This window comes from Roseixanthobacter psychrophilus (assembly GCF_043195195.1).
Lineage (GTDB): Bacteria > Pseudomonadota > Alphaproteobacteria > Rhizobiales > Xanthobacteraceae > NCEH01.
The window spans coordinates 56,414-78,908 of sequence record NZ_JBAFWT010000019.1; the positions used below are offsets into that span (position 1 = coordinate 56,414).

A 22,495-nucleotide genomic window follows, 5' to 3' on the forward strand; every position below is an offset into this window, starting at 1 on the left:
GCGGATCGAGCACATCGAAGAATTGCTCCACGTCAATTGTTGTGGTCGTCACAACCGTCGTCTCCTGTCGAAATCGGAGCGGATGCCCACCACGAACCACCCGCCTTTTTCACGGATCGCGCTGTCAACTGCCGCCGCAGCAGCCGGTCTTCTTCGGGTGATGACCAGCACTGGAGACTGCCTTGTCCAGTTCGCCAGCGGGCGCGACCGTGTCGGGCGCCGCAGCATTTTCGTGATTGCCGCAGGAGCCATGAGCATTCGCTTTCTCCGCGGCCTCTGCGCCGGCATGGCCATCGCAGCAGGATGAGGCATTTGGGACCGAATGCTCGGAGGTCGTCTTGGTCTGGTCGGCAGACGTGGTGCTCATTCCGGTGACTCCTGCTTGCGGGCACGACGATAGATGGCGCCATTGCGGGCGCTGTCGCCCCATGCCGCACCCGCACTCTCATTTCCTGATTTTCAAACTTAGGCGATGGCCCGGTCAGCCATCTTTAATCTCGATTAAGGATCGGCATCCTTGGGTCGCGCATCGTTCCCGGAGCTGACGACCCCTTCAGACTCAGTGTTCCGGTTGTCTCATTTGGCGGCATTTCGAATTGCATCGCTGCGATACGCCGAAGGGGGTCAATTGCGCATCCAAGAGATTGCTCGGCCAAGGCTGGCTGAAGTCGTTTCCACGATGGCGTCGACTACCCGCCTACTATGGATGAGAATGTGCGTATTGCTCCGATCATTGCCGTTGTCATCCTCGCGGCCGCCGGGGCTGCCGGCTATGCATATTGGTGGAAGCAACAGGCGACCCGCGTCCCCGCGGGACTGGCCCGGGCAAATGGCCGGATCGAAGTCGAACGCGTCGACATCGCCACCAAGTACGCGGGCCGCCTCGCCGAAGTGCGCGTCAACGAGGGCGCCGATGTTCAGAAGGATGGCATCCTCGCCCGCATCGACACGACCGAAATTCTTGCGCAACTCGCGGCAGCCAGAGCTGCCGTGCACCGCAGCCACCAGGGTGTGGCCATCGCCGAGTCCAATGTGGCTCTCCGCTCGGCAGAGTTGAAGCTTGCCGAAGTCGAGCTCCGGCGCATCGTCGAACTGATGCGCACGAACACGGCGACGCAAGCGGAACTTGATCGCCGCACGGCGCAAAGGGATATTTCAAAGGCCTCGCTGGATAGCGCGAAAGTCGCCATCGAGGACGCCAAGGCGGCCGTCGAGGCGGCTGAGGCCCAGGTCAGCCAGATCGAAGCCGCAATTGCGGACATGACGCTGAAAGCGCCGGTATCGGGTCGCGTCGAGTATCGTCTTGCACAGGCCGGGGAGGTCGTAGCTGTCGGCGGGCGGGTACTCACCCTTCTCGACCTTTCCGACGTCCACATGACGATCTTCCTGCCGACGAGCCAGGTCGGCAGCGTCGAACTCGGGTCGGATGCCCGTATCATGCTGGATGGTGCGCCCGGCTACGTCGTTCCCGCAACAGTCGCCTTCGTTGCCTCGGAAGCGCAGTTCACGCCGAAATATGTCGAGACCGCGAACGAGCGCGAGAAGCTGATGTACCGCGTCAAGCTGCACATCGATCCGAAGCTCATCGAGACCTATCGCGCTTACGTCAAAGCCGGCATGACCGGCAACGCCTACGTCAAGGTCCAGGCCGGAGCGGCGTGGCCGACGAATCTGACGCCGAGGCTTCCGGATGTCCGCTGATGCCGAGCCGGCCGTTCGAGTCGATTCGGTCCATCACCGCTACGGTGACACCGTTGCGATTGACGGCGTCAGCCTGTCGATCGCCTCCGGATCGACGGCGGCCTTCATCGGCCCCGATGGCGTCGGAAAGTCGACTCTCCTTGGCCTGATCGCCGGCGTCAAACGCATCCAGTCCGGAACCGTGACGGCCCTCTCCGGCAACATGGCATCGAGCTCTCACCGTGACATCGTCGCGCCGCGCATCGCCTATATGCCGCAAGGCCTCGGCCGCAACCTCTATCCGACGCTCTCGGTGGTCGAGAACATCGATTTCTTCGGGCGCCTCTATGGCCAGTGCGAGAGCGAACGTCGCTCACGCATCGCGGGCCTGCTGACCGCCACGGGGCTCGACCCGTTCCCGGACCGCCTCGCCGGCAAGCTCTCGGGCGGGATGAAGCAGAAGCTCGGCCTGTGCTGCGCGCTGATCCACGATCCGGACCTCTTGATCCTCGACGAGCCCACGACCGGCGTCGATCCCCTGTCACGGCGTCAGTTCTGGGAGTTGATCGAACGGATCCGCGCTGAGCGCCCCGGCATGACACTACTGGTGGCGACCGCCTATATGGAGGAGGCCGCGCGTTTCGACCACATCATAGCGATCGACGAGGGCAAGGTCATCGCCGCCGGCGACATGGCGGGGCTACTTGATCGGACCGCGACGCGTACGCTGGAGGAGGCCTATGTCGCGCTACAGCGCCCCGAACGGCGCGGCGATCAGGCGGCGTTGGTAATCCCGCCGCTGCTGGAGAGCGGCGGGCCTCCGGCGATCGTCGCAGAGGCCCTGACCATGCGCTTCGGCGATTTCACCGCCGTCGATCATGTCAGTTTCCGCATCCGGCGCGGCGAGATTTTTGGGTTTCTCGGGTCGAACGGCTGCGGCAAGACGACGACGATGAAGATGCTCACTGGACTGCTGCCGGCGAGCGAAGGGCGAGCTGAGCTGCTGGGGAAACCGATCGACGCCCGTGATATCGCAACAAGAATGCGCATCGGCTACATGTCGCAAGCGTTCTCGCTCTATGAGGAGATCTCCGTCCGCGCGAATCTGGAGCTGCACGGACGTCTCTTCCGCATTCCCCCGGGCGAACTCAGGCTGCGCGTCGCCGCGGCGCTTACCCGTTTCGACCTCGACGCCGTTGCCGACGCCTCGCCGGCGTCGCTTCCGCTCGGGATGCGTCAGCGGCTCCAGCTTGCCGCCGCCTGTTTGCATCGGCCTGAAATATTGATCCTTGACGAGCCCACATCCGGGGTCGATCCGGCAGCGCGCGACAGGTTCTGGCGCCTCCTCGTCGAGATGTCGCGCCGCGACGGCGTAACGATCTTCATATCGACCCACTTCATGAACGAGGCCGAGCGGTGCGACCGCGTATCCTTGATGCATGCGGGCCGTGTCTTGTCCGTCGGCAGCCCCGAGGGGCTTCGCGTCGCTCGTGGCACCACGACTCTCGAGGGCGCTTTCGTTGCCTATCTGGAGGAGGCGTCAGCGCCGCCTGCGTCTAAAGTGATGAAGGAAGCGCCTTCGTTGGCGGCTACCCCAAAGCCGATCGGCGCCCCGGATAATGTCCAAAAGGGAACATCGTCGGAATCCCAATCATCGCATAGGTCATCGTCGGCTTCTTTGCGCCGAGTCTGGGCCTTTGCCCGGCGAGAGGCCGTGGAAGTCCTCCGGGATCGCATTCGGCTCGCCTTCGCGCTCCTCGGCCCGCTCGTACTTATGGTCGGGTTCGGCTACGGCATTTCGTTCGACATCGAGAATCTCCGTTATGCGGTTCTTGATCGCGATCAGTCCTACGAGAGCCGGCTATTCCTGGAGCAGTTTTCGCAATCCCGTTATTTTGTCGAACAAACGCGGCTGGGCGACGAGTTTGAGATTGATCGGCGCCTGCGATCCGGCGAGCTACGGTTTGCCGTCGACATCCCGCCCGGCTTCGGTCGCGACCTTTTGCAGGATCGCCAGCCGCAAGTGAGCTTCTGGCTCGACGGTGGCGCGACATTCCCCGCCGAGACGGCACGGGCCTATATCCAGGGCGCCGTCCTCACCTATGCCGCGGATCGCTACCGCCAGCTGCACGGCCGCGCTCCACAGGTCCTCCCGATCAATGTTGAACCCCGGTTTCGCTACAATCAGGATTTCCGCAGCGTCTTCGCGATCACGCCCGGCGCGATCATGCTTCTCCTGATCCTCATCCCCGCGATGCTGACAGCCGTTGGTGTCGTGCGTGAAAAGGAGATGGGGTCGATCACCAATGTGTATGCCTCGCCCGCGACAGTGGGTGAATATCTTATCGGCAAGCAATTGCCCTATATTGCGATTGGGTTTGTCAGCTTCGCCAGTCTCGTGCTCTTGGCCGGCGCACTCTTTGGAGTTGTAGCGAAAGGGTCTCTCATCGGCCTTTCTCTCGCAGCGCTCATGTACGTGTTCGCGGCAACGGCCTTTGGACTACTGATATCCGCGTTCGTCTCGACGCAAGTCGCGGCGATCTTCGCGACCGCCGTTCTAACCGTAATTCCCACGGCGCACTATTCGGGGTTTCTCTATCCGGCCTCGACGTTGGAAGGCTTGGCGCGCGCGATGGGGGTCGGCTTTCCGGCATTCTGGTTTCAGACCGTGAGCCTGGGCGTCTTCGCGAAAGGGCTCGATGCCGGTGCGTTCGTGCGCGAAATCGCCGTGCTGTTCGGCTTCGGGGTCGTCTTTCTCCTGCTGGCGCGCCTCGCCATCCGCAAGCAAGGTTCGTAGCGATGCGCCAATGGATCCTCAACGTACTTTATCTGGGTCTCAAAGAGATCGCGAGCGTCCTGCGTGACGTGGCGATGGTCGGGCTGATCATCTACGTTTTTACAGTTGCCGTTTATTCTATGGCCACTGGTCTCAAGACCGAAGTGAACAATGCCAGCGTCGCTATCGTCGACGCCGACCGTTCGACACTGTCGTCGCGCATCAAGGATGCGCTACAGCCGCCTTACTTCAGCCCAGCGCGCGACATCGACCGTTCCGAGGTCGACGAGCTGTTGGACAAAGGGTCATATACGTTTGTCCTGGAAATACCCCCCCGCCTCGAAGCGGACCTCCTCGCAAATCGTGGCCCCTCGATTCAAATCAACGTCGACGCGACGGCCGTGAGCCAAGCCGCTGTGGGAACGGCCTATATCCAGGAAATCATCACCCGCGAGGCGGCAAACTTTCTGCATCAGCACGGCACGAGCGAAGTCGTTCCCATCGAGCCCGTCATCCGCGCCTTGTTCAACCAGAACCTTGAGGCGATCCGGTTCAATGCGAGCATGGACATCATCATGAACGTAACGATGCTCGGGATCATTCTCGTCGGGGCAGCCGTCATGCGCGAACGAGAACACGGCACCATTGAACATTTGCTGGTGATGCCGGTCCGGCCGAGTGAGATTGCCGCAGCGAAGATCTGGGCGAACGGTCTGATCATTCTCCTGGCAGCCGGCTTTTCTTTGCACGTTGTCATAGAGTTCGTGCTGCAGATACCGATCATCGGCTCTGTCGAGCTTTTCCTGGCTGGAACCGCCATCTATCTCTTCGCGGTGACGTCGCTCGGTATTTTGCTGGCGACGATCGCGAACTCGATGCCGCAGTTCGCGCTGCTGGCGATCCCGGTGTTCGTCGTCATGTTCCTGCTGTCAGGCACGTTCACGCCGTTTGAGAGCATGCCTCCGATCCTGCAGGACATCATGTATGCGGTGCCCTCGACGCACTTTGTGAGATTTGCGCAGTCGATCTTGTATCGAGGTGCGGGACTCGATGTCGTCTGGAAGGATTTGATGGTCATGACCGGATTGGGGGCGGTGTTCCTTGCCGCCGCTCTCTCACGATTCAGGTCGATGCTCGTACGACAGTCGTAAGGTGCTGTTCGTGGGTGGTCGAGACCTGCCTCTTCCACCGAATGGCCGGCAACCGTTCGGGCAATCCGCGGAGCGTGGCGCTCGCGGTCGTCAATTCGTACTTCACCATCGCCCTCGCTGATGTTGCCCGACTTGGTCGACCATGTCGTCGATGTCGCTCTATCCAACTGCACGAAGCTCGGTCGCCGAGCCTTCGCCAGCGGCCATCGAGGGGCGACATTCAGCGAAGGCTTGCATTGATCTCCTCCAATCGTGCCATGCGAGGGCACAATTCCTTTTCCGAAAGCGCGTTGAGAGGCGTATCCGTCGTGTTGAGATCGGCGTGCAGTTCGTCCTTATCGCTTGCAACGTAGAGCAGTCCCGTCACGATCTCGGACTTGGCCTCGTGCTCGAGCAGAAAATCTATGGCGGCCCGGCGATCATGCACGCTGTATTCGGCGTTCAGCTTTTTCAGCCGGAGCCAGGACCCGTCGTGCTGTTGAACCAATTCGAGCTTGCCGGGCTCGTAGTCGACCGTGATCGGTGCACGTCCGACGATCACGTCCAGCCGATTGACCGCGATGTTGTGCTCGCGGACATAATCATAGCTCTTGGTGGAGCCCTCATGGTTGTTGAAGGCGACACACGGCGAGATGACGTCGATGAAGGCCGCGCCCTCGTGCTCGATGGCGCCCTCGATGAGCGAGACGAGCTGTGCCTTGTCACCGGAGAACGAGCGGGCGACGTAGCTTGCGCCGAGCTGGAGCGCCAGGGCGGTAAGATCGATGGGCTTGTCGATGTTGACGACACCCTGCTTTGATTTCGATCCGTCGTCAGCAGTTGCGGAGAACTGGCCCTTGGTGAGGCCGTAGACGCCGTTGTTCTCAACGATATAGACCATGTTGACGCCACGGCGAAGCGCATGGGCGAACTGACCAAGCCCGATCGAGGCGCTGTCACCATCACCCGACACGCCGAGATAGATGAGGTCGCGATTGGCGAGGCTGGCTCCAGTCAGGACCGACGGCATGCGCCCGTGCACGGAGTTGAAACCGTGGGAATTCCCCAGGAAATAGGTCGGCGTCTTCGAGGAGCAGCCAATGCCGGAGATCTTGGCCACTCGGTGCGGTGCAATCGATAGCTCGAAGCATGCCTCGACGATCGCAGCAGTGATGGAATCGTGGCCGCATCCCGCGCACAGCGTGGAAATAGCGCCCTCGTAGTCGCGCCGCGTATAGCCGAGCGTGTTTTCCGGCAGGGCGGGGTGATGGAACTTCGGCTTGGCGAGATAGCTCATGCGATCGCCCTCTCACTCTGTTTCGCGGCTTCGCCGAGACGGGCGGCGATGGCGGCGGCGATGAATCGGGCGGTGATCGGCGTTCCGTCATAGTGCAGAATTGGCGTCACCTTGGCGGGATCGACACCGCATTCGGTGACGATCAGTGTGCGAAGCTGGGCATCGCGGTTCTGCTCGACCACAAACACCGCCTCGTGTGAGCGCAGGAAAGCGTCGACGTCGCGGTTGAAGGGAAACGCCCTGACCCGCATCCGGTCGAGCACATGGCCCTCGGCCTCCAGCAGATCAGCCGCCTCCTCCATGGCGGGAGATGTCGAGCCGAAATAGATCACCCCGTAGCGCGAGGGGGTGCTGGCCAGGGTGACCACGGGCCCGGGAACAAGATCCTTTGCGGTCTCGAACTTCTTCAACAGCCGTTCCATATTGTCGACATAGGGACCGCCCTCCTCGGTATAGCGTGCATAGCGGTCTCGGGTCGTGCCGCGGGTGAAGAAGGAGCCCTTGCGCGGATGAGTGCCAGGGTAGGTGCGGTAGGGAATGCCGTCGCCGTCGACGTCGAGATAGCGGCCAAAGTCCTTGCCGGCGTCGAGATCGGCTGCGGTCATCACCTTGCCGCGGTCGTAGACCCGGTCGTCATCCCAGCGCAGTGGCGCGCAGAGCCGATGGTTCATGCCGATGTCGAGATCGAGCATGAGCAAGACCGGCGTCTGCAGCCGGTCAGCGAGATCGAAGGAGAGGGCGCTGAACTCGAAAGCCTCTGCCGGCCCCTCCGGGAAGAGCAGGACATGCTTGGTGTCGCCGTGTGAGGCATAAGCCGCGAGCAGGATGTCGGACTGCTGCGTGCGCGTCGGCATGCCCGTCGAGGGGCCGCCGCGCTGCACATCCATGATCACGGCTGGGATCTCGGCGAAATAGGCTAGCCCGAGAAACTCCTGCATCAGCGAGATGCCGGGCCCGGAGGTCGGCGCAAAAGCCCGCGCGCCGTTCCAGGCGGCGCCGATCACCATGCCGCTGGAGGCGAGTTCGTCCTCGGTCTGGATGATGGCGTAGCGCTTCTTCCCGGTCTCGGGATCGATCCGGAAGCGCGCGCAATAGGCGGAGAAGGCGTCGGCGATCGAGGTCGAGGGCGTGATCGGATACCACGCGCAGACCGTGGCGCCGCCGAACACCGCACCGAGCGCCGTCGCGGAATTGCCGTCGATGAAGATGCGCCCGCCGACGGCGTCCGCACGCCGGACGCGCAGGCCAATGGGGCAGGGGAGATTGTCGACCGCCCAGTCACGACCGAGATGGAAGGCTTGGACATTGGCCTCTATGAGGCGCTCCTTGCCCGCGAATTGCCGGTCGATGAGCGTGTCGATCTCACCGGTGTCCATCTCGAGCACCGCGGCGAGAACACCGATATACATGATGTTCTTGAAGAGCTGCCGCTCCCGCGGGTCGCTGTATTCCCTGTTGCAGATCGCGCCCAGCGGAGCGCCGAGGACGGTTATATCCTCGCGGAATTGGGATTTCAGAACGGGCCGCGTCGAATCGTAGATCAGGTATCCGCCCGGTTCGAGCCCGGCCTGGTCCTTGGCGAAGGTCTGGGGGTTCATCGCCACCACGAGATCGGTTCCGCCGCGTGCGCCCAGATAGCCGGCCTCGCAGACGCGGACCTCGTACCAGGTCGGAAGGCCCTGGATGTTCGATGGGAATATGTTGCGAGCCGCGACCGGCACGCCCATTCGCAGCACCGCCCGCGCGAACAGCTCGTTGGCGCTTGCGGACCCCGATCCATTGGTGTTGGCAAAGCGGACGACGAAGTCGTTGACGCGGCTTATCGCGAGCGTGTCGGGCATGTGTCACCTGCATGGGTCATGTCGATGAAGTATTTCTGCATGCTCCAGGCGCCGGTCGGGCAGCGCTCGGCGCACAATCCGCAATGCAGGCAAAGGTCCTCGTCCTTCACCATGACGCGTCCGGTCTTCAACCCGTCGGCGACATAGAGATCTTGGAGCGGGTTCAGCGCGGGCACCCGTAGCCGCAGGCGCAGCTCCTCCTCCTCGCCGTTCTCGGTGAAGGTGATGCAGTCCATCGGGCAGATGTCGACGCAGGAATCGCATTCGATGCAGGACGGCCCGCTGAACACCGTTTCGACATCGCAGTTGAGGCAGCGATCCGCCTCGGCGAGCGCCAGGGCCGGGTCATAGCCGAGTTCCACCTCCGTGCGGATGTCCTTCAGCGCGGTCTTGTTGTCGCGCGAGGGCACCGGGAAGCGGCGGTCGAGCGTGACCTCGCTGTCATAGGCCCACTCGTGGATGCCCAGCTTTTCGCTCTCGATCTGCACATGGGGTAACAGGCGTTCGCCGATGTCCTCGCCGGACAGCAGGCGGTGGATCGACAGCGCCGCGTCGTGGCCGTGGGCGACGGCGCTGATGATGTTTTTCGGGCCCCGCGCCGCGTCGCCCCCGAAGAACACCTTGGGGTGGGTCGAGGCGAAGGTCGTTTCCGCCACGACCGGCATGTCCCATTTGTCGAAGTCGATTCCGATATCGCGTTCGATCCATGGAAAGGCGTTCTGCTGACCGATTGCGATCACGACCTCGTCGCAGTCGATCTGCCGCGGCGGCTCGCCCGTCGGTACGATCGTGGAGCGGCCGTTTTCGGTGACGGTCGTGACTGGTTCGACCAGCAGGCCCGTCAGGCGCCCCCCTTCGTTGACGAAGGCTTTGGGCGCGAGACCGGCCGAGATGGTGATCCCCTCATTGAGGAGCGCTTCCTTCTCCCAGCTTGCCGCCGGCATCTCGTCGAAGCCCTCGCGGACGACGACGGTGATGTCCTCACCGCCTAAGCGCCGGGCAGAGCGGCCGCAATCCATGGCGGTGTTGCCGCCGCCGATGACGACGACGCGCCGCTCCGTCCTCGTTACGTGCCCGAACGACACCGACGCCAACCAGTCGAGCCCGACGTGAATTGCGGTGGCAGCCTCTTTCCGGCCAAGGATATCAAGTTCCCTGCCGCGCGGGGCGCCGGAGCCGATGAATACGGCATCATAGCCCTCCGAAAGCAGCGCCTTGAGGCTGTCGATGCGCTTGCCGGAATGAAAGGTGACGCCGAGATCGAGGATATAGCCGCATTCCTCGTCGATTACGGAATCGGGCAGCCGGAATTTCGGGATCTGGCTGCGTATCATGCCGCCGGCCTTGGGGTTGCCGTCGAACACGGTGCAGTCATATCCGAGCGGCGCAAGATCGCGCGCGACCGTCAGCGAGGCGGGACCTGCCCCCACCAGCGCGACGCGCTTGCCGTTCGTGTGGGCAGTCGGCCTGGGGAGGCGGTCGCGGATGTCGTCCTTGAAATCGGCCGCGACCCGCTTGAGCCGGCAGATCGCCACCGGCGCCTGCTCGACCCGGCCGCGCCGGCAGGCCGGCTCGCAGGGCCGGTCGCAGGTGCGCCCGAGGATTCCCGGAAAGACGTTCGATTTCCAATTGATCATGTAGGCGTCGGTATAGCGGCCCTGCGCGATCAGACGGATGTATTCGGGAACCGGCGTATGCGCCGGGCAGGCCCACTGACAGTCCACGACTTTGTGAAAATAGTCAGGTGCGGAAATGTCCGTCAGTTTCATCTCATCATCTCCTGCATCCGGGGGCCTTAACGCGCGACGTCTTAGGTCCGCCGCAGAGACTGGGAGCAGGGGGCTGCCGGATCTCAGACATATCCGATCCATTTCCAGTAAGTTGCGCCGAGCAGCATGACGAGCGCGAAGGCGATCACGGTGAGCACGAGGCCGGTGCGCACGAAGTCTTTCGCCTCGAAGGTCTCGGTTCCGTATGCCACCATGTTCTGCGGCGCATTCACTACGAGGATGAAGCCGAAGCTGACAACGAACTGCAGCAATATGGTCATGCCGATGATGTTGATGCCGGGGGTCGATACGCTCTGCAGCACGGCGATGACGATGGGGATCATCGCCGAGGCGAGTGCCGTCGCGCTGGCGAAGCCGAGATGGATCAGGATGAGGAACAGGCTGAGCACGGCGAGGATGAAGAGGGAGGTTCCGCCGGCGAGCCCGAACCGCTCTACCACGATGCCGGCGAGCCAGACCGCACCGCCCGTCTGGAGAAGCGCGGTGCCGAGGCTGATGCCGACGCCGAACAGGATGACCGTGCCCCAGGGGATCTTCGGCTGCGCCTCTTTCCAGGTCATGATGCCGATGCCGGGCACGAACATCAGCGCCACCGCAGCGACCGTCGTCGACGAGGTGTCGAACGGATGCAGCACCCCTTCCGTCGCCCAGAAGGCGAGCAGGGTGAGCGACAGGGTGAGCAGCTTCTTTTCAGCCGTCTTCATGGGGCCGAGTTCGGCGAGCGATTTGCGGATCGCGGCCCGTCCGCCCGGCACTTCATCAACCTCCGGCTTCATCATCCGCGTCATGACGAAATAGAGCACCACCGTCATGATGATGGCGAAGGGCGCGGCGGCGACGAACCATTCCAGCCAGGTCACGGTGTAGTTCAGCGTCCGCTCGATGAAGCCGACGGCCACCATGTTCTGGGCGGCGGCCGTCTTGATGCCGATATTCCAGATGCTGGCGGTGTTCACTGTCGTGATCATCAGCATGCCGGCGAAGGCGCCGTTCTTGTTCACGCCGAACGCCGCGATGATGCCGAGCATGATGGGAACGATGCTGGCCACGCGGGCCGTGGTGGATGGCACGAGAAAAGCCATCACGATGCCCACGATGATCGCGCCGATGACGACGTCGCGGCTCCGGGTGCCGGTGCGCGAGAGGATGACGAGGGCAATGCGCTTGTCGAGCCCGGTGATCGTCATCGCGGCGGCGAGGAACAGCGCCGCCGCGACCAGAACGAGCGCAGTATTGGCGAAGCCGCCAAAGGCCAGGCCGAGCCCTCTGCTGGTGCCCATCAGCACGTCGGGATTCGTCTGAGAGGGGGACAGCCCCAGCAGGAACGCCATCAGTGCAGCGATGATCAGGGCCGAGACGGCGTAATCGACCGCTTCCGTCATCCACACGATCACGGCGAAGGCCAGCACCGCCAGCATGCGCTGGCCCGCGACGGGCAGCCCCTCCGGGGTTGGAAGCATGATGACGAGGACAAGCGCCGCAAGGCCTGTAAGCAGGCCCCAGTGCGACCGGAGCCAAGATGGCTCCTGAGGCGCGCGGCCAGACTCGGACCTCGAACTTTGCTCTGAAGGGGCTGCGATATTGCGATCTGTCGTTCCGGACACGATGTCGAAATCCCCTTGCATTGCCAGCGCAAACATTGGCCGGGGGGAACACCGGAAACCTTAATGGATATCAAAGAATCTACTGATCGCAGCATTCGACGGTTTGGACGTTGTACGAACAACGGACTGAAACACTTTCTCGGGGCGGGCTGTTTTGACGATGAAAAAGGGGAATCGTGAGCCTGTTGATCAACGGTATCGCCGGCTCTGTTGTTCGCGACTTTTGAATGGCGAATTAATTAGAATGATTATAAGGAAGGGCATTCGCCCGCCGTGGCAGTCGGCGACCAGCCATCCAGAGGTTCGACGTGGGTCTGTTCACCGGCCTGGCCACGGCCCGCGCCAGACTGCTGCTGGTCATCATCGCGCTTTTGGGGCTGGCAGGCGGCGGGATCGCCTTTCTGACGGATAATGGCGCTTGGGCCGGACGCCTCTGGTTCGCAGGGACGCTCCCCATTCTGGCGGCGCTCCTCACCGAAATCGTCACATCCCTCCGGCGCGGCCAGATCGGGCTCGATATCGTCGCCGGCCTGTCCATGTCGGCGGCGCTTGCCTTCGGCGAACCGCTCGCCGGCAATGTGGTGGCGCTGATGTATGCCGGCGGCCAGCAACTGGAGAGTTTCGCCGAGGGCCGCGCGCGGCGGGAAATGACGGCGCTGCTCGGGCGCGTCTCGCGGACTGCCATGCGCTACGCCGGCAACCTCCTCGAGGAGGTGACGATCGAAAGCCTTCGCCCCGGCGATCGCATTCTGGTGCGCCATGGCGAGGTGATCCCGGCTGACGGGACGGTCGCGGAGGGGGAACCGCTGCTCGACGAGGCGGCGCTCACCGGGGAGGGGTTGCCGGTGCGCAGGCCAGCAGGCGAGGAGATCCTGAGCGGTTCCACCTGCGCGGGCGACGCCTTCGATCTCATCGTCATGCGCGAGGCGGCGGAAAGCACCTATGCCGGCATCGTCCGTCTGGTCGAAACGGCGCAGCAGAGCAAGGCGCCGATGGTGCGCATGGCGGACCGCTATGCGATCTGGTTCCTGCTGTTCACGGTCGTTCTCGCCGGCGCGGCATGGGGGTTGAGCGGCGATCGCCTGCGCGCCTTGGCGGTTCTGGTCGTCGCCGCCCCCTGTCCGCTCATCCTGGCCGTGCCCGTGGCGATCATCTCGGGGATGTCGCGGGCGGCTTCGCGCGGTGTCCTCATCAAGAATGGCGGAGCGCTCGAAGCGCTGGCCAGGGTGCGCACGGCGATTCTCGACAAAACCGGAACGCTGACCTTCGGGCGGGCCGCCGTCACCGGGATCCGCACCGTGGAAGGCTGGGACCAGGACGAAATCCTGCGGCTTGCCGCTTCGCTCGATCAGGCCTCGGCCCATGTCACGGCGGAGGCGCTGGTGACGGCGGCGCGTGAGCGCGGGCTTTCTCTGTCGAGCCCCTCCGAGGTTCAGGAGACGGCGGGAACCGGCATCGAAGGCATCGTCGAGGGCCGGCGCATCGTGGTCGGCGGCAGCGATTTCGTCCGCTCCCGCAGTGCCGCGGGCAATCCGCGCGCGTTGGGGGCCGGGCTCGCTCAGGGAACCGTCGTGGTCGCCATGGCCGTCGATGGCACCGTGGCGGGCATCATCACGCTCGCCGACCCCATCCGCCCCGATGCCGCAGGCGTGCTCGCCGCGTTCCGCAAGGCCGGCATCCGGCGCATCGTCCTTGCCTCCGGCGATCGCGACGATGTCGTTGCGGATGTCGGACATAGGCTGCAACTGGACGCCGCGCAGGGCGAGCTGGACCCGGCCACCAAGGTGGAGGTCGTCCTGCGCGAACGCGCCGCCGCCGCGGTGATGATGGTCGGCGACGGGGTCAATGACGCGCCCGCGCTCGCCGCGGCGGATGTCGGCGTCGCAATGGGCGCCCGGGGTTCGGCAGCGTCCTCGGAAGCGGCGGACATCGTTCTCCTTGTCGATCGGCTCGACCGGCTGGCCGACGCGCTCTTCGTGGCCCACCGCACGAGGCGGATCGCACTGCAGAGCGTCGTCGCCGGGATCGGCCTGTCGGTGATTGCGATGGCCGTCGCCGCCCTCGGCTTCCTTCCGCCGGTGCAAGGCGCGCTGATGCAGGAACTGATCGACGTCGCCGTCATCCTGAATGCGCTCAGGGCGCTGAGGCCAATTCCGATCGGAGGCGCCGATGAACATTCCTGATGATTGTACGCAGACGGACGGGCGGGACCGGGGCACACCGCCCGAAGTGTTCCGTGCTTTCCTCAAGCTGGGCCTCACCTCCTTCGGCGGGCCGATCGCCCATCTCGGCTATTTCCGCGACGAACTCGTAGTGCGCCGGAAGTGGATCGATGAGGCCGGCTATGCCGATCTCGTCGCGCTCTGCCAGTTCCTGCCGGGACCGGCCTCCAGCCAGGTCGGATTCGCGCTCGGTGTCCTGCGCGCCGGGGGCCTCCTCGGCGGGCTCGCCGCCTGGCTCGCTTTCACTCTTCCGTCCGCCATTGTCCTCTTCGCCTTCGCGCTTGGTGCAGCCGCTTTGACTGGGCCGCTGGCTGCCGGCTTCCTGCAGGACTGAAGCTCGTGGCGGTCGCCGTCGTCGCCCAGGCCATCTGGGGCATGGCCACGAGCCTGACACCCGACCGCGAGCGCGCAGCCATCGCGCTGGCGGCCATCGTGATCGTCGTCTTTATCGGCGGCTCGTTCGGCCAGATCGGCGCGATCGTACTTGGCGCCGCCGCCGGCCTTTGGCTCTGCCGCAGCGCGACGCCCGCGCTCGCCGGTCACCTGAGTTTCCCGGTGTCGCGGCGCCGGGGGGCGGCGATGCTGGCGCTGTTCGCTGCCTGCTTCGTGGTCCTCCCCGTCGCGGCGACCATGTCGTCTTGCCGCTACTTCAGGCGGAGGTGGTGACGCCTGGATGGGTCGGCGATGAGACCTTCCTCGCTGGATACGGCCTGGCCCAGGCCGTTCCCGGGCCGCTTTTCACCTTCGCGGCCTATCTCGGCGCCGTCATGGGGCCGTCGCCGAATGGCCCTGCAGGAGCCATGATCGCGCTCGTCGCGGTGTTCCTGCCGGGCCTACTGCTGGTTTATGGCATGCTGCCGTTCTCGGATGCGATACGCCTGCGCCCCACGGCGCAGGCCGCCATGCGCGGGGCGAACGCAGCGGTCGTCGGCATTCTCGGCGCAGCGCTTTACAGCCCGGTCTGGACTAGCGCGGTCCTTGGACCTCGCGATTTTGTGCTGACGCTGGCAGGGTTTCTTCTGCTGACCGCCTGGAAAGCACCACCCTGGATCGTGGTCGCGCTGTTGGTGGCGGCGGGAACGATCATGCCTCCGATCTGATAGCGCTTCATCCTCGGATTCGCCGTTCGCATGATCCAGCCATCGAGCCGGTCGCACTGCGTTCACGTACACCTTTCCATCTCTTCGAGGTGCGGGAGCCGGCGGCCTTCGGAGCCGGCCAGGCGATATCGGTGCCAAGCTGCCATGTGTCGAGATCCGACGGCGGCATGCAGCAATCTAGGGCGTACGGAAATCGCTGTTCGGCGATCCGGCGACGTTCCTCGAACGCAGCCCATGGCGTCGGCATCAGATCACCGATCCCACCACCACCGGAGTAGGTGGCATCGAAGCTGTACCTAGTGGATTGACTGTGGCGCAAAATGAGTGGCTGGAGGCATGGTTACATGGTCCATTCCTCGCCGCACGGCGTTTGATCTGTGAAATCCCTGACAAGCGCATCAGACGAGGAACATCGATGCCCTTTTTGAAGCAGACATTCACGATGGCTGCGGCCGCAATGTTCTCGCTAGCTGCGTGGACACTGCCGGGACAAGCACAAGCCATCACACCCGACGAAGCTAAGGCGATCGCTGAAGAGGCCTACATCTACGGCTACTCGCTAATCTCAGTTGAGATGTCGCGGAAGGTGATCACCAATGTCGAGAAGCCCGCCACGACACGCGCTCCGATGGGACAGTTCGCTAATCTGCGCGAGTATCCTTCTGCCGCCTTTCGCGACGTCACCGCACCAAACGCTGACACCTTGTACTCCAGTGCATTCATTGATCTCTCCAAGGGGCCATGGGTGGTCAGTTGGCCGGACATGGGTGACCGGTACTATGTCTGGGAGTTCTACGATGCGTGGGTGCCGGTGATCTTTGACCCCGGCTCGCGTACGACAGGGCAAAAGGCCCAGACGTACGTCGTCACTGGGCCGGGCTGGAGCGGCAAGATTCCTGACGGTGTGAAGGAGGTAAAATTCCCGACGTCGAGCGCCTGGATTCTGGCACGCACCTATTCCAGCGGCACCCCCGAGGACTACAAGGCCGTCTGGGCGCTGCAAGACCAGTACAAGCTTTATCCGCTCAGCGCTTGGGGCAAGGAATATGTCCCCCCGCCGGGAAAGGTTGACCTGAGCGTGGACATGAAGCGGTCGGTCCGCGACAGCGTCAATGCAGTTGACGCTGTTCACTACTTTCAGTGGATGGCCGACTTGATGAAAGACAATCCGCCGGCAGCGGAAGATGCACCGATCGTCTCGAAGCTCGCAAAAATCGGGATCGTGCCCGGTCAGAAGTTCGACCTCGGCAAATTCGAGCCCGCCGTGGCCAAGGCGATCGACGAGGCGCCGAAGGCCGCCTGGGCCAGAATTGTCGAGTACACGAAAGTTGCTGGTGAAACCAAGAATGGGTGGCTGCTCAATCTCAAGATCGGTCACTATGGCACCGACTACATGGCCCGCGCCTGGCTCGCTGCGTTCGGAATTCCCGCTAATGCACCGAAGGATGCGGCCTACCCCATTGGCGTCGCCGACGCCGACGGCAAGCCACTGGACGCAGCCAATAACAATTACATCATTCACTTCAAGAGCAAGAACGACCTGCCACCCGCCAATGGCTTCTGGTCGCTGACGATGTACGATGACCAATACTTCTTTGTTCCTAATTCGCTGAATCGCTACACTGTCAGCCCGCGTAACCAGCTCAAGGCCAACGCCGACGGCTCGATCGACCTCTATCTCCAGAAGGACAATCCCGGTCCCGACAAGGAATCAAACTGGCTCCCGGCGCCGGCAGCGGGATTCATTCCCATGTTCCGCCTGTACTGGCCGAAGGAGAATCCGCCGTCTGTACTGGATGGTTCGTGGTGGCCGCCGGTCATCGTGAAGAACTGAGGCGGCTTCAGCGTCATGGCGACCACGGCCGCATCTTGTCGCGCAACAGCCCTTTGACGCCTTCTTCCATGAAGCGGGTCCGCCAGCGCCAGACTGTGGTCTTCGCTGTGCCGGTCTGCGCCATGATGGCATGGGTGCCGATACCGTCGGCGCCCATGAGCACCATCCGAGCCCGCGAGGCGTGCTTCTGCGGCGTGTTGCGATCAGCTACCAAGGGGCGTCAGCCGCCGCCGGTCAGCCTCGCCGAAAGTGATCGTGATCCACTTGCGCAGGCGCCAGACTCGCGCCGGTCGGCGCCCGGCGGAATCCACCAATGGACTCTTCCGTATCGGTCAATCTACTAGGGCGGATTCGGATCATTCCGGTTCATAGCCGCAGGCGGTGAAGAAGCTTCGGGCATCGTTTGGCGTGACGGCGTCGATGGCGTCTCGGATCGCGTCCCAAAGGCTCGGGAGGGTGCGGGCGGCAGCCTTCCTCAGGCTGGCCTTCATCTTGGAGAAGGCCATCTCGATCGGATTGAAGTCGGGGCTGTAGGGCGGCAGGAAGAGCACGACGGCTCCCGCGGCCTCGATAGCTTCGCGGATGGCGGCTGGCTTGTGGGCCGGCAGGTTGTCGAGGACGACGACATCGCCTGGGCTGAGGGTTGGGACCAAGAGCTGCTCGACATAGGCGAGGAAGGCGGCGCCAGTCATCGCGCCGTCGATGGTCATCGGCGCGACGATGCCCTCGAGGGTGAGGCCTCCGACGAACGTCGTCGTCTTCCAATGGCCGTGGGGTACGGGCGCCCGGCAGCGCTCGCCCCTGGGCGCGCGGCCATAGAGGCGGGCCATCTTGGTGGACGTGCCGCTTTCGTCGATGAAGACGAGGCGCCCGGGATCGAGATCGGGCTGGCCGTCGAACCAGGCGTGTCGCCAGTGCGCTACGTCCGGCCGGTCCTGCTCGGCGGCGTGGGCCGTCTTTTTTTGCGCGTCACGCCGCGGCGCTTGAAGAAGTCGTGCACCACGCTCGGCGGCGGCCGGTAGCCGACAGCCCCGTCGAGCCGGGCGGCGATCTCGGGCAGGGTCAGGTCCGGTTCTGCTCCGACCCACTCCATGATGAGGTCGGCGTGCCCGTCGATGCGGCTCGGACGACATCCACCCCGCCGCCTCGGCTCGAGGTTCCCCGTCGTCCGCGCCTGAGCGACCCAGCGGATTGCGGAGGAGATGCCGACGCCGAACCGCGCCGCCGCCTGCCGCCGCGACGCGCCGGCCTCGACCGCCGCAACGACCCTCTGTCGAAGATCGAGAGAAAGAGCGTTCGCCATGCGAGCCGGCCTCCTTCGCCAGCCCGCACGATGAATCAGAAATCAACGCTCCTGGGAATCCCCAACCGATTCAATCCGCAGCGAATGTGCTCTAGCGTCCGGCGTCGGGCTTGGCGGGCTTGGCGGGCTTGGCGGGCGATCGGGCTGGCTGAGCCCGAGGCCATCTTTAACCTGCATCAATGACATGCGGCGGAACGCAGGAGACCTGTATTGGGCGGGCGTGATGTCGCGCGGAAAAGGAGAGACGAGACGATGAGCACAGAGCAGGAAAGTCCGGTCGACAGCCCTCTCAAGCTGAAGATCGAGCACCGCGCATATGAAATCTGGGTGGGCGAAGGCAGCCCGAATGGCTGCGATCTCGAGCATTGGCTGCGAGCCGAAGCCGAGGTTACAGCGGCAGAACCCGAGAGCAAACTCGCTTTGAAAAGCGCCGCAGCTGCGAAGAAGGCCTCATAGTGTTCATCGGCTGGCTCGGGCGAGATCCATGGCAGAGCATACTGAAAAGTGATCTTGGTGTGCTCCGGCTTTGGCCGGCGATGGTAGGCGGCAGGTTTGGACGCGATCGAGCCTTTGTGCGATGTCGGGCTGCCGCGATATCCGGCCAGTCGGGCTGGAATGGGAATAGGGGATCTTCGTGAAAGCCCTCGAACCCTTCCTCTATCACACGATTGTCGCGTACTTTTCGATGGAGATCGCGCTCCGTCCAGACATTCACACCTATAGCGGCGGGCTTGGCGTCCTGGCGGGCGACACGGCCCGCTCAGCGGCTGATCTGAACCTCCCGATGGTCTTCGTAACCTTACTCAGTCGAGAAGGCTATGTTCGCCAGGAGCTGAGCGCCGGTGGCGCGCAGATCGATAAGCCGAACCCATGGACGCCAACGGACTCGACACATCCGCTTCCCGCCATGGTGGCCATTTCCATCGAGGGGCGGAGCGTCTGGATCCAGCCGAGGCTCTACCGCCTGGCATGCCCGATCGGGCACGCCGTTCCGGTGTTGCTGCTGGACACCGACCTCGACCAGAACGCTGCTGAGGACAGGAAAATAACCGACCGCCTCTACGGCGGCGACGATGCCTATCGGCTGAAGCAGGACATCGTGCTCGGGATCGGAGGCCTGCTCGCGTTGCGCGCGCTCGGCTTCTCAATCCGCACCTACCATTTGAACGAGGGACATGCGGCGCTTCTTGCGCTGCAGTTGCTTCGGGAAACACGCCGACCGACCGACGATCTCGCTCCTGGCGGAAGTCTCTACGATCGCGCCATTGTCCGGGAGAAATGCGTATTTACGACCCATACTCCGGTCGAGGCAGGGTTTGACAAGTTCGACTACGCTCTCATCGACCGCGTCCTGGGGGATTACCTGGAACTCGACGAGCTGAAGAAACTGGCCGGGCTGGACCGTCTCAACATGACGCAGCTTGCCCTCAATCTAAGCGGCTACGTCAACGGCGTGGCGCGCCGGCACGCAGAGACCACCCGGAAGATGTTTCCGGGCTATCAAATACGCTCGATCACCAATGGTGTTCATGCTCACACGTGGACGCATCGGGCACTGGTGGAACTCCATGTGGCGCGGTTCCCGCATTGGGCTCACGAGCCCGAGATCCTGGCCTTTGCGGACCAATTGGCTGATGAGGATGTGTGGAACGCCCACCAGGTGGCAAAATCGGAACTTGTCGAACACGTCAGGAATGCGACTGGCACGCTGATGCATGCGGATGTACCGCTTATCGGGCTTGCGCGGCGGATGACGGCCTATAAGCGACCGGATTTGCTTTTCAGCGACCTCGAACGATTGATGGCAATTGCCCAGGACCAGCCGTTCCAGGTCGTCCTGGCCGGTCTTGCTCACCCGCGCGATGAACCCGGGCACCGGTTGATCGAGAGCTTTCACCGGCACATCGAGCGGCTTGCCGGTGTCGTGCCCGTGGCATTCCTGCCCGGCTACGACATGAAACTTGGCGCTGCGATGGTTTCGGGCAGCGACATATGGCTGAATACGCCACTTCCACCTCTGGAGGCTTCTGGCACCAGCGGCATGAAGGCGGCGTTGAACGGCGTGTTGAACTTCAGCGTCCTTGACGGCTGGTGGATTGAGGGTTGGGTCGAGGGAGTTACCGGATGGGCGATCGAAGGACATCCGCCGGGAGCAGGAGACGCCTCGGCGCTTCTCGACAAGCTGCAGTCCGTCGTTCTTCCGCTCTACTACAATGACAAGGCGCGTTGGATCTGGATGATGAAGCAGTCGATCAGCAAGATCGGCGCGACCTTCAACAGCCAGCGCATGATGCGCCGCTATGCGACGGAAGCCTATATGCGCTGACCACAGCGGCCGACGCTGGTTCGACTCGAGCGGTGAAAAGGCCCCGATTGCTTGTACCGATTCCGGGTAGAGAACGCGGGGCCAGGTGCCGAGATCGATCAACGCAGGGTTCTGCAATGCAGAGGGACGTGGGCTGAACGATGAACGCAAAGGATCTGATGACAGAGGTGCCGACGACCGTGAGTCCAGAGCACAGTGTATGGCACGCGACTCAGATCATGCTGTCTGAACATGTGAGCGGGGTCCCCGTACTTGCCGATGATGGCCTGCTTGCCGGCATTGTGACCGAGGGCGACCTCCTGCGGCGCACGGAGCTCGGAAGCGCAGAGGCGTTCCCCAATCCCTCGCAAGACGCCGATGCGGTTGCGAGGGCCTATGTGAAGAGTCGGAGCTGGAGGGTCGGCGATGTCATGACGACGAATGTCATCACGATCGACGAGAACGCCGCTGTGCACGAGATCGCCAAGCTGATCGACCAGCATGACATCAAGCGCCTGCCGGTCATGCGCGAGGAGCGACTGGTTGGCATTGTCAGCCGGGCTGATCTCTTGAAGGTCATTGCGACCGGCAAGCCGGATGCCGAGATCCGAGGCGACGAGGCTGTGCGGCGCGCCATCGTCGCACGCCTCGCCGAAGCCGCTTCGGCTCTGTCAGCCCAGCCGGTCGTCGCCGTCGAGGGCGGGATCGTGCATGTCACAGGCGATACTCGGTCCCAAGACGAGCATGATGCGATTCGCATGATCGTCGAAGGTGTTGCCGGACCAGGGTTCAAGGATGATCTCAGTATCTCGAAAAAAGGTCCTGTAAGGCTATGATCTGAGATGTGCCTGTCCGCAGAAGCGAGCTTCACGGCCGCCGCGATTCTGATGCCTGCCGGAGTCTTGAGCACCTATCGCGCCTGGCAGACCGATCGGCGATACCTCGCGATCGCTGCCCTGCCATTCCTGTTCGGTCTCCAGCAAGCGACGGAAGGGCTCGTATGGACTGCCGGACAGTGGGGCGATCAGGACCTCGTGACGCGCTATTCGCTGGCCTACATGTTCTTCACTTGGCTCGCCTGGCCGGTCGGCGCGCCGGTCTCGACCTACTTCATCGAGCACGGGCGGCGCCGGAGCCTCTATTTATTCTTGGCTATCGCCGGGGGCATGCTAGGCGCACTGCAATATGTGCCGTATTTCGCGCATGAAGGCTGGCTGACGACAACGTTCCTCGAAAGGGCAGTCCGCTATCAGGATGTCAATCTTCTCGACTTCGTGGTGACGCGCGAAACAACCTATGGCATCTACGCTGCGCTCGTCACCGTTCCATTCCTGTTGTCGCGTGACCGTGCCGTAAAGGTCTTTGGCTTGCTGGTCCTGGGTGTTCTTGTGGTGACATACACATTCTTTGCCTATGCCTATATCTCCGTCTTCTGCTTCGGCGGAGCGCTCATGTCGCTTTATCTTGTCGCGATGACATTGCGTAAGCCGCGAACCGGTTCGGCTATGGGGACTGTCTGACAAGCCCCCAGACCGGCACTGCCAAGTCGCTTGCGGAGACCTAGCGCCATCGCTCGATTGGGAAGACTCCACGAGGCGCAGGGCGGCTGCGGA

General features: G+C 63.2%; 16 protein-coding genes and 1 pseudogene. 10 read left to right on the top strand and 7 right to left on the bottom strand.

Annotated features, from left to right (window positions below; translation table 11 throughout):
- Positions 1-124: 124 nt before the first annotated feature.
- On the bottom strand, positions 125-367 hold the full coding sequence (locus V5F77_RS16870; RefSeq protein ID WP_429006515.1) for a hypothetical protein: 243 nt from the start codon (positions 365-367) through the stop codon (positions 125-127).
- A gap of 335 nt (positions 368-702) precedes the next feature.
- Here V5F77_RS16870 and V5F77_RS16875 point away from each other — a divergent pair, with 335 nt between their 5' ends.
- From V5F77_RS16875 to V5F77_RS16885, 3 genes are read left to right on the top strand one after another with little or no spacing between them, the layout of a single operon-like run.
- Positions 703-1,701, top strand: coding sequence for an HlyD family secretion protein (locus tag V5F77_RS16875; RefSeq protein WP_429006516.1), 999 nt, complete (start codon positions 703-705; stop codon positions 1,699-1,701).
- The gene (rbbA, locus tag V5F77_RS16880; protein ID WP_429006517.1) at positions 1,691-4,477 is read left to right on the top strand and encodes a ribosome-associated ATPase/putative transporter RbbA; all 2,787 of its coding nucleotides are present in this window, start codon (positions 1,691-1,693) and stop codon (positions 4,475-4,477) included. Before V5F77_RS16875 ends, rbbA begins: the two co-directional genes overlap by 11 nt.
- Before the next feature lie 2 nt (positions 4,478-4,479).
- Positions 4,480-5,607 carry an ABC transporter permease gene (locus V5F77_RS16885; protein WP_429006518.1) on the top strand — a complete coding sequence of 376 codons (1,128 nt, stop codon included), beginning with the start codon at positions 4,480-4,482 and terminating at the stop codon, positions 5,605-5,607.
- Positions 5,608-5,827: 220 nt separating this feature from the next.
- Here the strand turns inward: V5F77_RS16885 and V5F77_RS16890 are convergent, their stop codons facing one another.
- From V5F77_RS16890 to V5F77_RS16905, 4 genes are all read right to left on the bottom strand, one after another.
- Entirely contained in the window at positions 5,828-6,883 is a 1,056-nt protein-coding gene (locus V5F77_RS16890) for a 2-oxoacid:ferredoxin oxidoreductase subunit beta (protein ID WP_429006519.1), read from the bottom strand.
- Complete coding sequence (locus V5F77_RS16895) at positions 6,880-8,724, bottom strand: 2-oxoacid:acceptor oxidoreductase subunit alpha (protein ID WP_429006520.1); 1,845 nt, start codon at positions 8,722-8,724, stop codon at positions 6,880-6,882. The genes V5F77_RS16890 and V5F77_RS16895 overlap by 4 nt, the downstream gene beginning before the upstream one ends.
- The gene (locus V5F77_RS16900; RefSeq protein ID WP_429006521.1) at positions 8,703-10,493 is read right to left on the bottom strand and encodes an FAD-dependent oxidoreductase; all 1,791 of its coding nucleotides are present in this window, start codon (positions 10,491-10,493) and stop codon (positions 8,703-8,705) included. Before V5F77_RS16900 ends, V5F77_RS16895 begins: the two co-directional genes overlap by 22 nt.
- Positions 10,494-10,576: 83 nt before the next feature.
- Complete coding sequence (locus V5F77_RS16905) at positions 10,577-12,094, bottom strand: DASS family sodium-coupled anion symporter (protein WP_429006540.1); 1,518 nt, start codon at positions 12,092-12,094, stop codon at positions 10,577-10,579.
- A 332-nt stretch (positions 12,095-12,426) separates the two neighbouring features.
- Between V5F77_RS16905 and V5F77_RS16910 the strand changes: the two genes are divergently transcribed.
- From V5F77_RS16910 to V5F77_RS16920, 3 genes and pseudogenes are all read left to right on the top strand, one after another.
- A complete protein-coding gene (locus V5F77_RS16910) occupies positions 12,427-14,301 on the top strand; it encodes a heavy metal translocating P-type ATPase (RefSeq protein WP_429006522.1) in 1,875 nt (624 codons plus the stop codon).
- Positions 14,288-15,440, top strand: a pseudogene (locus V5F77_RS16915) (chromate transporter). Before V5F77_RS16910 ends, V5F77_RS16915 begins: the two are co-directional and overlap by 14 nt.
- A gap of 415 nt (positions 15,441-15,855) precedes the next feature.
- Positions 15,856-17,274 carry a DUF1254 domain-containing protein gene (locus V5F77_RS16920; protein ID WP_429006523.1) on the top strand — a complete coding sequence of 473 codons (1,419 nt, stop codon included), beginning with the start codon at positions 15,856-15,858 and terminating at the stop codon, positions 17,272-17,274.
- Positions 17,275-17,287: 13 nt separating this feature from the next.
- On the opposite strand, the gene V5F77_RS16925 is transcribed toward V5F77_RS16920, so the two are convergent.
- Positions 17,288-17,431 carry a helix-turn-helix domain-containing protein gene (locus tag V5F77_RS16925; RefSeq protein ID WP_429006524.1) on the bottom strand — a complete coding sequence of 48 codons (144 nt, stop codon included), beginning with the start codon at positions 17,429-17,431 and terminating at the stop codon, positions 17,288-17,290.
- 199 nt (positions 17,432-17,630) lie between these two features.
- Positions 17,631-18,577 (bottom strand): IS630 family transposase gene (locus V5F77_RS16930; protein WP_429006525.1). Its coding sequence is split into 2 segments (ribosomal slippage): positions 17,631-18,241 and positions 18,241-18,577, totalling 948 coding nucleotides; the frame shifts between segments, so codons are not numbered across the junction.
- Between the two features lie 252 nt (positions 18,578-18,829).
- Between V5F77_RS16930 and V5F77_RS16935 the strand changes: the two genes are divergently transcribed.
- The 4 genes from V5F77_RS16935 (at position 18,830) to V5F77_RS16950 (ending at position 22,402) form a co-directional block, all read left to right on the top strand.
- Complete coding sequence (locus V5F77_RS16935; protein WP_429006526.1) at positions 18,830-19,033, top strand: DUF2934 domain-containing protein; 204 nt, start codon at positions 18,830-18,832, stop codon at positions 19,031-19,033.
- Between the two features lie 178 nt (positions 19,034-19,211).
- Positions 19,212-20,903, top strand: coding sequence for an alpha-glucan family phosphorylase (gene glgP, locus V5F77_RS16940; RefSeq protein ID WP_429006527.1), 1,692 nt, complete (start codon positions 19,212-19,214; stop codon positions 20,901-20,903).
- A gap of 140 nt (positions 20,904-21,043) precedes the next feature.
- Positions 21,044-21,718 (top strand): CBS domain-containing protein, encoded by a 675-nt coding sequence (locus V5F77_RS16945; RefSeq protein ID WP_429006528.1) that lies wholly within the window; start codon positions 21,044-21,046, stop codon positions 21,716-21,718.
- A gap of 6 nt (positions 21,719-21,724) precedes the next feature.
- A complete protein-coding gene (locus tag V5F77_RS16950; RefSeq protein WP_429006529.1) occupies positions 21,725-22,402 on the top strand; it encodes a DUF6629 family protein in 678 nt (225 codons plus the stop codon).
- The last annotated feature ends 93 nt before the right edge of the window (positions 22,403-22,495 follow it).

What these genes read in the sequence shown, in the direction of transcription:
- V5F77_RS16900 (WP_429006521.1), bottom strand. Translation starts at nt 10,493, where the DNA reads ATGAAACTGACGGACATTTCCGCACCTGACTATTTTCACAAAGTCGTG.
- V5F77_RS16875 (WP_429006516.1), top strand. Translation starts at nt 703, where the DNA reads ATGGATGAGAATGTGCGTATTGCTCCGATCATTGCCGTTGTCATCCTC.
- V5F77_RS16885 (WP_429006518.1), top strand. Translation starts at nt 4,480, where the DNA reads ATGCGCCAATGGATCCTCAACGTACTTTATCTGGGTCTCAAAGAGATC.
- V5F77_RS16945 (WP_429006528.1), top strand. Translation starts at nt 21,044, where the DNA reads ATGAACGCAAAGGATCTGATGACAGAGGTGCCGACGACCGTGAGTCCA.
- V5F77_RS16890 (WP_429006519.1), bottom strand. Translation starts at nt 6,883, where the DNA reads ATGAGCTATCTCGCCAAGCCGAAGTTCCATCACCCCGCCCTGCCGGAA.
- V5F77_RS16925 (WP_429006524.1), bottom strand. Translation starts at nt 17,431, where the DNA reads ATGGGCGCCGACGGTATCGGCACCCATGCCATCATGGCGCAGACCGGC.
- V5F77_RS16935 (WP_429006526.1), top strand. Translation starts at nt 18,830, where the DNA reads ATGAGCACAGAGCAGGAAAGTCCGGTCGACAGCCCTCTCAAGCTGAAG.
- V5F77_RS16950 (WP_429006529.1), top strand. Translation starts at nt 21,725, where the DNA reads ATGTGCCTGTCCGCAGAAGCGAGCTTCACGGCCGCCGCGATTCTGATG.
- rbbA (WP_429006517.1), top strand. Translation starts at nt 1,691, where the DNA reads ATGTCCGCTGATGCCGAGCCGGCCGTTCGAGTCGATTCGGTCCATCAC.
- V5F77_RS16920 (WP_429006523.1), top strand. Translation starts at nt 15,856, where the DNA reads ATGCCCTTTTTGAAGCAGACATTCACGATGGCTGCGGCCGCAATGTTC.
- V5F77_RS16870 (WP_429006515.1), bottom strand. Translation starts at nt 367, where the DNA reads ATGAGCACCACGTCTGCCGACCAGACCAAGACGACCTCCGAGCATTCG.
- V5F77_RS16895 (WP_429006520.1), bottom strand. Translation starts at nt 8,724, where the DNA reads ATGCCCGACACGCTCGCGATAAGCCGCGTCAACGACTTCGTCGTCCGC.